The sequence below is a fragment of the Nocardioides sp. cx-173 genome, assembly GCF_021117365.1.
In the GTDB taxonomy this organism is placed as follows: domain Bacteria; phylum Actinomycetota; class Actinomycetes; order Propionibacteriales; family Nocardioidaceae; genus Nocardioides.
In genome coordinates this window covers 2484766-2498511 of sequence record NZ_CP088262.1, presented here as the reverse complement: position 1 = coordinate 2498511, position 13746 = coordinate 2484766, and the positions used below count along the sequence as shown (strand labels likewise).

The 13746-nt window shown below is 71.2% G+C and carries 10 protein-coding genes; 6 read left to right on the top strand and 4 right to left on the bottom strand.

The genetic code is table 11. The annotated features are described in order from the left end of the window. Positions 1–75: 75 nt before the first annotated feature. The 5 genes from yajC to LQ940_RS12075 all read left to right on the top strand — a co-directional run bounded on the left by yajC (position 76) and on the right by LQ940_RS12075 (position 6325). Positions 76–372, top strand: coding sequence for a preprotein translocase subunit YajC (gene yajC, locus LQ940_RS12095; protein WP_231242713.1), 297 nt, complete (start codon positions 76–78; stop codon positions 370–372). A 1-nt stretch (position 373) separates the two neighbouring features. Continuing rightward, entirely contained in the window at positions 374–2215 is a 1842-nt protein-coding gene (gene secD, locus LQ940_RS12090; RefSeq protein WP_231242715.1) for a protein translocase subunit SecD, read from the top strand. Continuing rightward, positions 2215–3441, top strand: a complete 1227-nt coding sequence (secF, locus tag LQ940_RS12085) for a protein translocase subunit SecF (RefSeq protein WP_231242718.1) — start codon at positions 2215–2217, stop codon at positions 3439–3441. The genes secD and secF overlap by 1 nt, the downstream gene beginning before the upstream one ends. A 9-nt stretch (positions 3442–3450) precedes the next feature. Then, positions 3451–3993, top strand: a complete 543-nt coding sequence (locus tag LQ940_RS12080) for an adenine phosphoribosyltransferase (protein ID WP_231242720.1) — start codon at positions 3451–3453, stop codon at positions 3991–3993. A gap of 100 nt (positions 3994–4093) precedes the next feature. Next, entirely contained in the window at positions 4094–6325 is a 2232-nt protein-coding gene (locus LQ940_RS12075; protein ID WP_231242819.1) for a RelA/SpoT family protein, read from the top strand. 104 nt (positions 6326–6429) lie between these two features. Here LQ940_RS12075 and LQ940_RS12070 read toward each other — a convergent pair whose 3' ends face one another. Further along, positions 6430–7089, bottom strand: coding sequence for a class I SAM-dependent methyltransferase (locus LQ940_RS12070; RefSeq protein ID WP_231242722.1), 660 nt, complete (start codon positions 7087–7089; stop codon positions 6430–6432). A 58-nt stretch (positions 7090–7147) separates the two neighbouring features. On the opposite strand from LQ940_RS12070, the gene LQ940_RS12065 reads away from it, so the two are divergent. Continuing rightward, the gene (locus LQ940_RS12065; RefSeq protein WP_231242724.1) at positions 7148–9223 is read left to right on the top strand and encodes an acyl-CoA dehydrogenase; all 2076 of its coding nucleotides are present in this window, start codon (positions 7148–7150) and stop codon (positions 9221–9223) included. 12 nt (positions 9224–9235) lie between these two features. On the opposite strand, the gene LQ940_RS12060 is transcribed toward LQ940_RS12065, so the two are convergent. From LQ940_RS12060 to LQ940_RS12050, 3 genes are all read right to left on the bottom strand, one after another. After that, positions 9236–9619, bottom strand: a complete 384-nt coding sequence (locus LQ940_RS12060) for a response regulator (protein ID WP_231242726.1) — start codon at positions 9617–9619, stop codon at positions 9236–9238. Between the two features lie 28 nt (positions 9620–9647). Continuing rightward, positions 9648–10862: a pyruvoyl-dependent arginine decarboxylase gene (locus LQ940_RS12055; RefSeq protein ID WP_231242728.1), complete on the bottom strand. Its 1215-nt coding sequence runs from the start codon at positions 10860–10862 to the stop codon at positions 9648–9650. Positions 10863–11078: 216 nt separating this feature from the next. Next, positions 11079–13580 carry a hybrid sensor histidine kinase/response regulator gene (locus tag LQ940_RS12050; protein ID WP_231242730.1) on the bottom strand — a complete coding sequence of 834 codons (2502 nt, stop codon included), beginning with the start codon at positions 13578–13580 and terminating at the stop codon, positions 11079–11081. Between the last annotated feature and the right edge of the window lie 166 nt (positions 13581–13746).

Genomic DNA, 13746 nt, shown 5'->3' with positions numbered 1-13746 from the left:
CGTCGGGCGGTCTGCCCCTGCGGTTGGTGCGCGCAGGCTGCTCTCCCTCATCGTCATCGGTTGGAAGGTCTTGTCGTGCCCGAGCTCGTCCAGCTCTTGCCCCTCGTGGGCATCGCTCTCCTCTTCTGGCTCCTGGTCATCCGACCGGCCTCTCGCCGGCAGCGGGAACTCGCGCGCATGCAGTCGTCGTTGTCTGTAGGGGACGAGGTCATGCTCACCTCCGGCGTGTTCGGCACGCTGCGCGAGCTGCACGACGACCGCGTCTCCGTCGAGATCGCACCGGGTGTGGTCATCAGCGTCGCCCGCGGCGCGGTCGGCAACGTGGTCACCCCTGAGCCGGAGCTCGGTCCGCCCGAGCCCGAGGAGAACTGACATGGCACGCAAGCAGGCCCGCCCTGGACGCACCCTCGTGGTGTTCTTCCTGGGCACCGCCCTTCTCTACGGGCTTGTGGCGCTCGCCGGCTCCTGGAAGCCCGAGCTGGGTCTCGACCTGCAGGGCGGTACCCGGATCACCATGGTCGCCAAGGGCGACCCGAGCGGTGAGAACCTGGACGAGGCTCGCCAGATCATCGACCAGCGTGTCAACGGCTCGGGCGTGTCCGAGGCCGAGGTGGTCACCCAGGGTGGCGACATCATCGTGGTCGAGATCCCGGGTGACCCCCGGCGCGACCTGGTCGGCACCGTCCAGCGTCAGGCGCAGCTGCGGTTCCGTCTGGTCGCGTGCTCGGACTCGAAGGGCTGCCCGCCACCGACCGCCGGTACGCCGGCGCCGGCGCCCGACCCGGGCGCCACCCCCGGCGGCTCGCCCAGTGCGTCGCCCAGTGCCTCGCCGAGTGCGTCGCCCAGTGCCACGCAGTCGGGCAGCAACCGCGTCGCCCCCGGCTTCGCGACCGAGGACGAGACGCCCTCGCCCAGCCAGTCCCCGGCACCCACCGAGGGGGCGAGCGACGCTCCCGTGGAGTCGTCCACCGAGCGCCCGAGCGACGAGCCGACCGCGCTGCCGGAGAGCTTCGACGAGCGGGCGGTCGTGCCCCTCGACCAGGCCGTGGCCTTCATGCGCGGCGCCTACACGCAGGCCGACTACGAGGCCTACAACGCCTACCAGTGCAACGAGGACGGCCTGATCTCCAAGGTCGAGGGCGCCCCCGCCGCTCTGCCCGAGGTGCCGTCGGACGACCCGCTCAAGCCGCTCGTCGCCTGCTCGGAGCCCGAGGCCGAGACCAAGAGCCAGCCCGCGACCCCCTCGATCAAGTACCTGCTGTCGCCGGCCGTCATCGCCGGGACGGACCTCGAGGACGCCGGCTTCGCGATCCCGCAGAACTCGGTCAACTACGCCGTCACCCTCGACATCGGCGGCAAGGGCGAGGACGTCTTCTCGAAGGCGTCCAGCACGCTGACGCCCGACGTCGAGCAGTTCGCGATCGTGCTGGACGGCGAGGTCATCTCGGCGCCGACGTTCACCAGCACCATCCCCGACGGCTCGGCACAGATCACCGGCAACTTCACCGAGTCGCAGGCCTCGAGCCTGGCGACCAGCCTCAAGTACGGCTCGCTGCCGATCTCGTTCGAGGACCCGTCGATCCAGACGATCGGTCCCTCGCTCGCCGGCGACCAGCTCCGCGCCGGCCTCACGGCGGGCGCCTTCGGCCTCGGCCTGGTGCTGATCTACTGCCTGCTCTACTACCGCGGCCTCGGGCTCGTGGTGGTGGCCTCGCTGCTCGCCGCTGCCGCGGTGACCTACGCCCTGGTCCTGCTCCTCAGCGAGACGGCGGGCTTCACGCTCACCCTGCCGGGCATCGCGGGACTGATCATCGCGGTCGGTGTCACCGCCGACTCCTTCATCATCCTGTTCGAGCGCATCCGAGACGAGATGCGCGACGGCAAGACGATGCGGGTCGCGGTGGAGACCGGCTGGAAGCGCGCCAAGGTCACCCGGCTCGCGGCCCAGGTCGTGTCGCTGCTCTCCGCGGCCGTGCTCTACATCTTCGCGACCGGAGCGGTGAAGGGCTTCGGCTTCGCCCTCGGCCTCTCCACGATCGTCGACCTGGCGATCCTGTTCTGGTTCACCAAGCCGATGATCTCGTGGCTGGCCCGCTTCAAGTTCTTCAACAGCGGCCACCGGCTCTCGGGCCTGAGCGCGGAGACCCTCGGCATCGACGCGCTCCCCACGCCTGCGCCCTCCCGTGCACGCGTCTCGACCGGAGGTAAGGCCTGATGGGCAAGTTCTCACGGCTGGGCAACGACCTGTACAACGGTCGCCGCTCGATCGACTTCGTCCACCGCCGCCCGCTCTGGTACACCATCACCGGCGTCGTCGTGCTCCTCGCGATCGCGGCGATCGTGGTGCGCGGGCTCAACTTCGGCATCGAGTTCACCGGCGGCACCGAGTACCGCGTGCCGATCGCCGGGGGAGCGACCCAGGAGACCGCCGAGGAGTTGCGTGACGCCGTCGCCGGCTCCGGCGTCGACGGCACCGAGGCCGCCTCCGCGACCACGGCCGGCGACAGCGTGCTGATCCAGGTGGAGGAGCTCACCCAGGGTGAGGCCGACACCGTCGCCGAGGCGATCCGCACGGTCGTCGACGTACCCGCCAACGACCTGGCGCAGGACGAGATCGGAGCCAGCTGGGGGGCGGAGGTCGCCGAGCGCGCCGCGCTCGGTGTCGCGGTCTTCCTCGTCCTGGTCCTGATCTTCATCGGCCTGTACTTCCGCGAGTGGAAGATGTCGATCGCGGCCTTCGTCGCCTTGGCGCACGACATCATCATCACCATCGGGGTCTACGCCCTCTCGGGCTTCCAGGTGACCCCCTCGGCGGTGACCGGCCTGCTGGCGATCCTCGGCTTCTCGCTCTACGACACCGTCGTGGTGTTCGACAAGATCCGGGAGAACACCCACGAGCGGCTCCAGAAGGGCCAGAGCTACGCCGACGCCGCGAACCTGGCGGTCAACCAGACCCTCGTGCGCTCGATCAACACCGGCATCGTGGCCCTCATCCCGATCGGCGCGATCCTCTACGTCAGCGCCATCCAGCTGGGGGCGAGCTCGCTGCAGGATCTGGCGCTCGCCCAGTTCGTCGGGATGGCGGTCGGCGTCTACTCCTCGGTCTTCCTCGCCCCGCGCGTGCTCGTGCACATGAAGTCCGGCGAGTCGGCCGTCAAGGAGCAGGAGCGCCGGGCCAAGGCCCGCGCCCGTGCGATGGCTGACCGCTACGCCTCGGTGCCGACGTTCGTTGAGGACATGCCGGTCATGGACGATCCCGACGACGAGGCCTTCGACGACGAGGGCCAGCCCGAGACGCGGCCCACGGCGCCGCCACGGGCCGTCGAGGCCAGCGACCGGGGCCGCGTCGCCCCGGCGGTGCGCAAGCCCGTCCGGCAGAGCAACGCCGCGGGGCGCCAGCAGCCGGTGCGCCAGCCGAAGTCCAAGCGCGACAAGAAGTGAGCCGCGCCCGTGAGTGAGCGAGCGCGCGAAGCGCTCGAGCGGTTGGTCGTGGACGTCCCGGACTTCCCCGAGCCCGGGGTCGTGTTCAAGGACATCACGCCGCTGCTGGACGACGCCGAGGGCTTCGCCGCTGTCGTGGACGCGCTGGCGGCGGCCGGTCGTGACGGCGACGGCAACGTCGTCGTCGACAAGGTGGTCGGCATGGAGGCCCGCGGCTTCATCCTGGCCGCCCCCGTGGCCCTCGCCCTGGGGGTGGGGTTCGTGCCGGTGCGCAAGGCCGGCCGGCTGCCGCGCAGCACGTACGCCGTCTCCTACGCGCTGGAGTACGGCGAGGAGACGCTGGAGATCCACCAGGACGCGATCGCCCCCGGCCAGCGGGTGCTGCTCATCGACGACGTACTCGCCACCGGCGGCACGGCGCGCGCCGCGGTCGAGCTGGTCGAGTGCTGCGGCGGCACCGCCATGGCGGCGGCCATGCTGATGGAGCTCTCGTTCCTCCGTGGCCGCGACGTCATCGGCGACCTGCCTCTGGCGTCGCTCATGGTTGTCTGACACGTAGACTCGACAGGTGACCGAGGAACGCGCTGCTCCGCCGACGCGGGAGCGCGCGCCCGCGGCCTCGTCGGACCAGGCGCCGCCCTCGACGCGCAGCATGCGGGCGCGGCTGGCCCGCATGGGCACGCGCACCCCGAGCGCCAACCCGGTGCTCGAGCCGCTCTTCCGCGCCATCCGCGCCAACCATCCGAAGGCCGACCTGAGCCTGATCGAGCGCGCCTACACGACCGCCGAGAAGATGCACGGCACCCAGATGCGCAAGAGCGGTGACCCTTACATCACCCACCCGCTCGCCGTCACCACGATCCTGGCCGACATCGGCATGACCGAGTCGACCCTGGTCGCGGCGCTGCTGCACGACACGGTCGAGGACACGCCGTACACGCTCGACCAGTGCCGTGAGGACTTCGGCGACGAGGTCGCCCGCCTCGTCGACGGGGTGACCAAGCTCGACAAGGTCCAGTACGGCGACTCGGCGCAGGCCGAGACCATCCGCAAGATGATCGTCGCGATGTCGCGCGACATCCGGGTCCTGGTCATCAAGCTCGCCGACCGCCTGCACAACATGCGCACGCTGCGCTACGTCCCGGCCAAGAGCCAGGAGCGCACCGCCCGCGAGACGCTCGACATCTACGCGCCGCTGGCCCACCGGCTCGGGATGAACACGATCAAGTGGGAGCTCGAGGATCTCGCGTTCGCGACCCTGCACCCCAAGATCTACGACGAGATCGTGCGGATGGTCGCCGAGCGCGCGCCGTCGCGCGACCAGTTCCTCGCCGAGGTCATCACCCAGGTCGAGCAGGACCTGCGCGAGGCCAAGGTCAAGGCCACCGTCACCGGTCGACCCAAGCACTACTACTCGATCTACCAGAAGATGATCGTCGGGGGCCGCGACTTCTCCGACATCTACGACCTGGTCGGCATCCGGATCCTCGTCGACGAGGATCGCGACTGCTACTCGGTCCTGGGCGTGCTCCACTCGCGCTGGAATCCGGTCCTGGGGCGGTTCAAGGACTACGTCGCGATGCCGAAGTTCAACATGTACCAGTCGCTGCACACGACGGTCATCGGCCCGCAGGGCAAGCCGGTCGAGATGCAGATCCGTACCTTCGCCCAGCACCGCCGGGCGGAGTACGGCGTCGCGGCGCACTGGAAGTACAAGGAGAACGGCCGCGCCGGCGCCGACACCGAGCGTCGCGGCGACATGGACGACATGTCGTGGGTGCGTCAGCTGCTCGACTGGCAGAGCGAGGTCGAGGACCCGGGCGAGTTCCTGGAGTCCTTGCGCTTCGAGATCAACCGCGCCGAGACCTACGTGTTCACCCCCCGCGGCGACGTGATCGCGCTGCCGGCGGGCGCCACCCCGGTCGACTTCGCCTACGCCGTGCACACCGAGGTCGGTCACCACACCATCGGCGCGCGGGTCAACGGCCGGCTGGTGCCGCTGGAGTCGACCCTCGACAACGGCGACGTGGTGGAGGTCTTCACCTCCAAGGCGCCCAACGCCGCGCCCTCCCAGGACTGGCTCACGTTCGTCCGCTCGCCGCGCGCACGCTCCAAGATCCGGCAGTGGTTCACCAAGGAGCGCCGCGAGGAGGCCATCGAGCGCGGCAAGGACGAGATCGCCAAGCTGATGCGCAAGGAGGGGCTGCCGCTCAAGCGGCTGCTGTCCCACGAGTCGCTGACGCTCGCCGCCGTCCACTTCAAGATCGCGGACGTCTCCGCGCTCTACGCCGCGGTCGGGGAGGGCAACCTCAGCGCGCAGGCCGTCGTACGCCGGGTGATCGAGCTGCACGGCGGCAACGACGGTGCCCAGGAGGACTTGGCGGAGGCCGTCACGATCACCGGGCGTCGGGGCCGCTCGAAGATCCCGACCGGCGGCGACGCGGGCGTCATCGTCAAGGGCTCACCGGACGTGTGGGTCAAGCTCGCCAAGTGCTGCACGCCGGTCCCGCCCGACGACATCCTCGGCTTCGTCACCAAGGGCGGGGGAGTCTCGATCCACCGCCGCGACTGCACCAACGCCAACTCGCTGCTCTCGCAGCCGGAGAAGGTGCTCGAGGTCGAGTGGGCCCCGACCGGCAACTCGACGTTCCTGGTCAACATCCAGGTCGAGGCGATCGACCGGGCCCGGCTGCTCTCGGACATCACCATGGTGCTCTCCGACGCCCATGTGAACATCCTCAGCGCCAACCTCTCCACCACCCGCGACCGCGTCGCGAAGAGCCGCTTCACCTTCGAGATGGCCGAGGCCAAGCACCTCGACACCGTCCTCAAGGCCGTCCGGGGCGTCCCTGGAGTCTTCGACGCCTACCGCATCACCCAGTAGCGGCCCCTCCCGCGATCGACCCGTCACCAACTCACCCCAGCCTGCGCTGACCCGTCACAAAGTTTCTGACGGGTCAGCGGGGGGACCCGCGAGTTTGTGACGGGTCAGCCGACGGGGGTGCCGGGCTCGCCGGTGGTGCGGGTGAGGACGCGCAGCGAGCCGCAGGACTCGGACTCGGTGAAGGCGCCGCCGGCGAGCGCGCGCTGGAAGACGTGGTACGGCGCCTGGCCACCGTCGGCGGGGTCGGCGAAGACGTCGTGGATGACCAGCGCCCCGCCGGGCAGGAGCCAGTGCGCCCAGCCGGTGTAGTCGTTCTGCGCATGCTCCTCGGCGTGCCCGCCGTCGATGAAGAGCAGCGAGAGCGGGGTGCACCACAGGCGCGCGACCGTGGTGCTGCGGCCCACGACGGCCACGACGTGGTCCTCCAGGCCGGCCAGGGCGATCGTGCGCCGGAAGACCGGCAGCGTGTCCATCAGGCCGAGGTCGGCGTCGACCAGCGTGGGGTCGTGGTGCTCCCAGCCGGCCTGGTTCTCCTCCGATCCCCGGTGGTGATCGACGGTGACGACGGTGCCGCCGACCTCCCGGGCGGCGGCACCGAGGTAGATCGCGGACTTGCCGCAGTAGCTGCCGACCTCCAGCGCCGGCCCGTGGGGCAGCCGCTGGCGGGCGACGCGATGCAGCAGGTCGCCCTCGTCCTCGGGCATGAACCCCTTCGCGGCCAGGGCGTGGGGGAGCAGGTCGGCGGGCATGCTGGTCTCGGACACGGGCGCCACCCTAGGATATGGAACACGTTCTAGTTTGACCGCCACGGAGAGGCGCCGTATGTCGATCGGGATCTCGGGCGAGCATGTCGAGCTCGCCGCCAGCCTGCGCAAGTGGGCCGCCTCGCTCGACGCGCCCGCGGCGGTCCGCGCGGCCGCCGAGGATCCGGGCGCGAGGTTTGAGGACGTCTGGGCGCGCGTGCTCGAGATGGGCGTCGCCACGATCGGCCTCCCCGAGTCAGCGGGGGGCGGGGGCGGGAGCGTCCTGGACGTCGCCGTCGCGCTGGAGGCGTGCGCCCACGAGTTGGTGCCGGGCCCCCTGCTGTCGACCGCGGTGGCCGCCGCGCTGCTGGGGGAGACGCCCACGGCGGCGCAGGCGCTGGCGCGCGGCGCCCGCTTCGGGCTGCAGCTGGCGGGCTCCGAGGTGATGTGGGACGCCCCCGGTGCTACGCACCTGCTGGTCGGCGACGACGACCACTGGGCCGTCGTACCGGCCGAGACGGCGCAGGGCACGCCCCTCGCCGGGGTCGACCTGAGCCGGCGGCTCGGCTCGGCCCGGGTCGACCACCGGGCCGAAGGGGCCGTCCCGGTGCCGCGGCTCACCGCCGACGTCGTGCGGCGGACGGCGGTGACGCTCGCGGCCGCGGAGGCGGCGGGCGTCGCGCGCTGGTGCCTGCAGACCGCGGTCGACCACGCCAAGGTGCGCGAGCAGTTCGGCCAGCCGATCGGGGCCTTCCAGGCGGTCAAGCACCTGTGTGCGGAGATGCTGGAGACCGCCGAGGCGGTGACCGCGGTGGCGTGGGACGCCGCGGCGGTCGCGTTCGAGGACGACGAGCAGTGGGCCCTCGCGACGGACGTGGCGGCCGCGGTCGCCTTCGACGGCGCGGTCTCGGTGGCCAAGGCCTGCATCCAGGTCCTCGGCGGCATCGGCTTCACCTACGAGCACGACGCCCACCTCTACCTGCGCCGCGCCCTCACGCTGCGCGGGCTCCTCGGCGACGCCGACGCCGCGGCCGAGCGGCTGACCGCCCGCGCCGTCACCGGCGTACGGCGCACGGTGCGCGTGGACCTGGGCGGTCGCGACGAGGAGGTGCGCGAGCAGATCGCGACGGCGGTCGACCGCGTGGCGGCCGCCGAGGATCGGCGTGCCGAGCTGGTCGAGACCGGTCTGCTGACCCCGCACTGGCCCGAGCCCTTCGGGCTGGGCGCGGACCCGGTCACCCAGCTCGTCATCGACCAGGAGCTGGACCGCGCCGGCGTGACGCGACCCGACATCGTCATCGCGGGGTGGGCGTTGCCGACGATCCTCGAGCACGGCACCGACGAGCAACGGGACCGGTTCGTGCGGCCCTCCCTGCTCGGGGAGCTGGTGTGGTGCCAGCTCTTCTCCGAGCCCGGCTCCGGCTCGGACCTCGCGTCCCTGCGCACGCGCGCCGAGCGCGTCGAGGGGGGCTGGAGGCTCACCGGGCAGAAGGTGTGGACGTCGGTGGCGGAGCGGGCCGACTGGGGCATCTGTCTGGCGCGCACCGACCCGGACGTGCCGCAGCACCGGGGCATCAGCTACTTCCTGGTGGACATGCGCAGCGAGGGCATCGACATCCGGCCGCTGCGCGAGATCACCGGCCAGGCGCTCTTCAACGAGGTCTTCCTCGACGAGGTGTTCGTGCCCGACGAGTGCCTGGTCGCCCAGGAGGGCGACGGCTGGCGCCTCGCCCGGACGACCCTGGCCAACGAGCGGGTCGCCATGGCCACGAGCCGCCTCGACAAGAGCGTCGAGCGGGCGGTCGCGCTGGCGGCCTCGGGCCTCACCTGCGCCCAGCGGGTCCGGGTCGGCCATGCGGTCGCGCTCTCGAGCGTCTGCTCGCTGCTTGGCGTGCGGTCCACGCTGCGCTCACTCGCCGGCCAGGGCCCCGGCGCCGAGTCCAGCGTCGCCAAGCTGCTCGGCGTACGCAACCGTCAGGACAGCGCCGAGCTCGTCGTCGAGCTGTACGGCGAGCGGCTGGTGCGCAGCGACGACGAGGACGTGCGGTCGGCGGTGTGGGAGATGCTCAACACCCGCTGCCTGTCGATCGCCGGCGGCACCACCCAGATCCTGCGCAACGTCGTCGGCGAGCGCCTCCTCGGGCTGCCGCGCTGACGGCTCGCCCCCTCACGGGGACGTCCACCGCAGCATCGCGGCGATCTGGGCACCCAGGGTCATCGGGTCGAACGGCTTGGCGATCACTCCGGAGATCGCGTAGTCGTCCCACGGCTCCTGGCCGCCGACGGTGCTCTTGGCGGTGAAGAGGACGACGGGGGTCTCGCGGGTCGCGGGGTCGGCCTGCAGGTGCTGGAAGGTCGTCAACCCGTCCATGTCGGGCATCATCATGTCCAGCAGCACGGCATCGGGGCGGTGCCGCACCGCCATGTCGATGGCGGCCAGGCCCCCGTCGGCGGTGAGCACGGTCCACCCGTTGACGGTCTCGAGGCTGATCTGGGCGAGCTGGCGGATCATGTCGTCGTCGTCGACGACGAGCACGGTGCGAGGCGTCATGGGCGCTCCTGGTCGAGGTGAGCGAGGCTCAGCTAGTCGGGTCGGCCGCCGGGTCGTGGTAGATGGCGGCGTAGTACGTCTGGTGATCGATCACCTCGGTGCTCACCTCACCGTAGGCCTCCAGGAGCTTCATGTAGGTCTCGCCGAAGCCGCGGGCGTCGTTGAACGCGCACATGTCCCAGGAGACGACGCCGCGGTTCTTCATGACCTCGAGCGCCATCGGCTCGATCATGGCGTGCAGCACCTGGGCGCCCTGGTGCTCAGGGTGCACGAGCGCGAAGCCGAAGTAGTACACCGCGTTGCGGGCGCTGTGCTCGGGGAAGCGGCGGGCGAACCACCGGGGGCTGATCCACGGCACCGCCTCCAGGTCCGTGGTCAGCGTGGTCATCCCGATCGCCTGACCGTCGTGGCCCCAGGCGATGTACTTGCGCACCCGCGGGTCGTGCATCTCCTCGAGGAACTCCGACTCGTGCAGCATGTGCCTGGCGACGGCGCGGGTCTCGATGCCCGAGAAGGCGTCGCGGTAGAGCTGGTAGTAGTCGGCCGCCGTCACGGTGTCGACCCGGGACTCCACGCTCACTCGCGCCACCGCGCTCTGGGCGGCCACCGGCACGGGCACCGAGACAGACACCCCGGCATCGTCGCTCCGCTCGGACGTGTCGGCGTCGGGAGTCACCGGGTGCACGGCGCCGGTGGCACCGGCGGGCGTGCCCTCGTGCCAGGTCGAGACCTGGTACGCCGCCAGGACCAGGGCGCACACGGGCTGGTCGACACACGTCGCGGACGTCACGGACATGGAGACGGCGCCGTAGTCGTGGCCCCTGGTGGCCACCATGTCGGCGAGGCTGGCTGCGATCAGGCCGCGGACCTGCTCCTCGGAGCTGCCGTGGTGCTCCACGAAGAGACCGGCGCCGGTCTCATCGGCACACCAGCCGAGCCCGGCCCAGGCGACCTCGCCCGGGTGGGATGCGTAGGCCTCGGCGCGCACACAGAACAGCAGGTCGCCGTGGCCGCCGGCCAGAGGCGTGTCGACGTGCTCGAGGCGGCTGCCGGGCGGGATCACCGAGGAGAGGGTGACCAGGTTGAAGTCGGCCACACCGGCCAGGTGCAGCGCGTGGTCGAACGCGGAGAGCCGGGTGCTGCCGGTGCCCGAGCCCGTGCGCAGGGTGATGTGCAAGCCGGTGGAGTCCTGGGCGGGCACCGTGTCGTCAGGGACGTGCCGCTCGGATCGCGTGGTGGTCATGGATCTCCTGGGTAGGTGAGGTCTTCGACGGCGGTGACGGCTCGCGGGTATCAGCAGCCGTGGGGCGGGCCCTCGGCTAAGTAGAGGCCCACGCTGGGCGGGGGCCGGATGAGATCGCTGGCAGTAGAGCACCTCGACGTCGACGGCGCTGTGGACGGCAGGAGAATTCTGCGCCATCGTGCGCCGACGACGACACCCGGCCCCCAGGCCGTCCGGTCAGCCTCGTGCCGCCGCACTCGGTCGCCCTTTGTGAGTGCTCGGCACTGCCGCCGCCACGGTGTTGACGAGTTGCGCCTCGCTGACCGGTGTGACGAGCCAGCCGTCGCTGTGTCCGTCTGTCGCCGCGTCGGTCTGCGCAGCGACCTGGGAGAGGACGACCACCGGCACGCGGTGCGACGCTTCGCTCTCGCGAAGGGTCGTCAGCACCTCCACGCCGCTCGTGCTGGGCAGGCTCAGATCCAGCAGGACCACGTCGGGGCGCTCGCGGCGGATGAGGTCCAGGGCCCGGTCGCCCCTGGTGACGCCGATCGCGCGGAAGCCGTGCTGTCGCAGCAGGGAGCACGACCTCTCCACCGCCGTCGCATCCTCGGCGTAGACCAGCACGCTTCGAGAGTCCGACCCCGACGCGCCGGCGGGTGGGCCGGTGGTCGCGCCGGTGGTCGGGCCGGGCGAGGAGCCGGCGCCCGCGGAGCCGTCGGCCCGAGCCGCCGAGGGGAGGGTGAAGTGGATGGTGGTGCCTCGCCCCAGCCCGCTCTCGGCCCAGATGCGTCCTGCGTGCTTCTCGACGATGCCGCGACAGATCGCCAGCCCGAGCCCCGTGCCACCCTTCTGCCGGGTGTCGGAGGAGTCGACCTGCTCGAAGCGCTCGAAGACGATCTCGAGCTTGTCGGCAGGGATGCCCCGGCCGTGGTCGCGCACGCGGAAGTGGACCTCGGAGTCGATGATCTCGGACTCGAGGTGCACTGCGGAGCCCGGCTCGGAGAACTTGATGGCGTTGCCGATCAGGTTCAGCAGGGTCTGGACGATGCCGTCCTCGTCGGCAAGGACCTGTCCTGGTGCGGCGCCGACCAGCACCTGGATGCCGGCCTCGGCCGCCATGCCCTCGATCAGGCCGGCGGCGGTCTGGAGGAGGTCACTTGCGTCATGGACGCGCACCTGCATCGGCTGGGTGCCGGACTCGATGCGCTCGATGTCCAGCAGGTCGTCGATGAGCCGGGTCAGCCGCTCGCTGCTCTGCAGCGCTACGTCGACCAGGGGCGCGGCGCGCTCGGGAAGGGCGCCCAGCTGCCCGGCGTGCAGGAGGCCCAGCGAGCCGCGGATCGAGGTCAGCGGGGTGCGGAGCTCATGGCTGACGACGGAGAGGAACTCGTTCTTCATCCGTTCCACCTCGCGACGCTGGGTGATGTCGCGGAACGTCACCACAGCACCTTTGACGTCGGAGTCCTCGATCAGGGGAGAGGCGGTGATCTCGACGGCGAAGCGGGAGCCGTCGGCGCGTACGTACTCGTCCTCCACGGACATGGACAGGTCCCCGTGGGCGATCGCCTGGTTGATGTAGCAGCCCGCCCACGGAAGCGGGATCCCGTCGGCGTCGGTGGCGTGGAAGCGCTCGTGGGCGCGTTGGCCCTGCAGCTCCTCCGTGGACCAGCCGAGCATCCGTGCAGCGGAGGGGTTGGCGAAGGTGACCCGGCCTTCGCTGTCGACGCCGTAGACGCCGTCACCGACCGAGGTGATGAGGACCTCGTTGGCTCGGGCCAGCCGCCGCAGTCCGGCGGTCTGATGCGCTACCCGCTGCTCCAAGCCCCGGCGCAGGGCCGTGTTGTCCATGGTCAGGAGAAGCTGCCGGGCTCCGGCGGCCACGACGATCAGGACCCAGAGGACCGACTGGGCGGTCTGCAGCCGTCCGGTGTCTCCGCTCACCACCTGCACGACCGTGGCAGTGGCCAGGATGCTGAAGACCAGCGAGGTGCCGACCAGGTCCGAGGGCCGGAACTGGGCAAGGTCGGACTGGGCGGCCCTGCTGGGCACCGCGGTGGCCAGGGCCAGCGTCAGGTATCCCGCGATCCAGCCGAGGTCGAGCAGGCTGCCGAACCGGAACGTGCCCTCCGAGGTGAGCACCGCGAAGGGCAGGTCCGCGGCGGCGTACATCAGGAAGGCGGCCGCGACCAGGCCGAGCATCAGCCGGTCGCCGCGGGGGGCGCGGACCACCAGGAGTACCGCCACGGTGACCAGGGCGACGTCGAGGGCAGGGAAGAGCAGCGCCAGCGCACGGTTCGCCGCGCTGCCGGTCGGTCCGGCGCCGCTGAGGAGCTCGGAGTACACCAGGGCGGAGGCGATCAGGAGGAACGCGCCGCCGGCCACGATGCTGTCCAGGAGCATCACCAGCAGGTCCGCGCCGCGGCGGCGGACGCCCGGGAAGATCGTCAGGGCGAACGTCGAGAGTACGAGCGCCACGGCGATGCACAGGTTGCCGAGCAGGCTGGGCGAGGTGACCGGGTCGGCGCCGACCACCGCCGACCAGGTGTTGCCTACCAGCAGCACGCACCCTGCCGTGACCAGCACCCACCACGGGCGGGCGTCCTCGGCTCCGCTGGTGCGAGCCTTGTGCGTCCCGCAGGTGATCGCGACCAGGCCGGCGATCACGATGCCCGCCGCGCTGACCCACTCGCGCGCCTCGGCGGGCAGGACGGGGGAGAGCAGCAGCGTGAACGCCGCCACGCCTACCGCCCAGAGGGCCACTGCCCCCCGGAATCGGCGCCTGGAGTCGGACGCGAGGCCTGCCGCTGCCAAAGGGTTCTCACTCTCCATCACGCGGTGGCCGAAGGCCTGGGTCCGATCCAGGGAGCCTAGGGCAACATCGTCGCGTCGACGACCCGGGTGCTGT

What these genes read in the sequence shown, in the direction of transcription:
- LQ940_RS12055 (WP_231242728.1), bottom strand. Translation starts at nt 10,862, where the DNA reads ATGACCACCACGCGATCCGAGCGGCACGTCCCTGACGACACGGTGCCC.
- LQ940_RS12075 (WP_231242819.1), top strand. Translation starts at nt 4,094, where the DNA reads ATGCGGGCGCGGCTGGCCCGCATGGGCACGCGCACCCCGAGCGCCAAC.
- LQ940_RS12060 (WP_231242726.1), bottom strand. Translation starts at nt 9,619, where the DNA reads ATGACGCCTCGCACCGTGCTCGTCGTCGACGACGACGACATGATCCGC.
- secF (WP_231242718.1), top strand. Translation starts at nt 2,215, where the DNA reads ATGGGCAAGTTCTCACGGCTGGGCAACGACCTGTACAACGGTCGCCGC.
- LQ940_RS12065 (WP_231242724.1), top strand. Translation starts at nt 7,148, where the DNA reads ATGTCGATCGGGATCTCGGGCGAGCATGTCGAGCTCGCCGCCAGCCTG.
- secD (WP_231242715.1), top strand. Translation starts at nt 374, where the DNA reads ATGGCACGCAAGCAGGCCCGCCCTGGACGCACCCTCGTGGTGTTCTTC.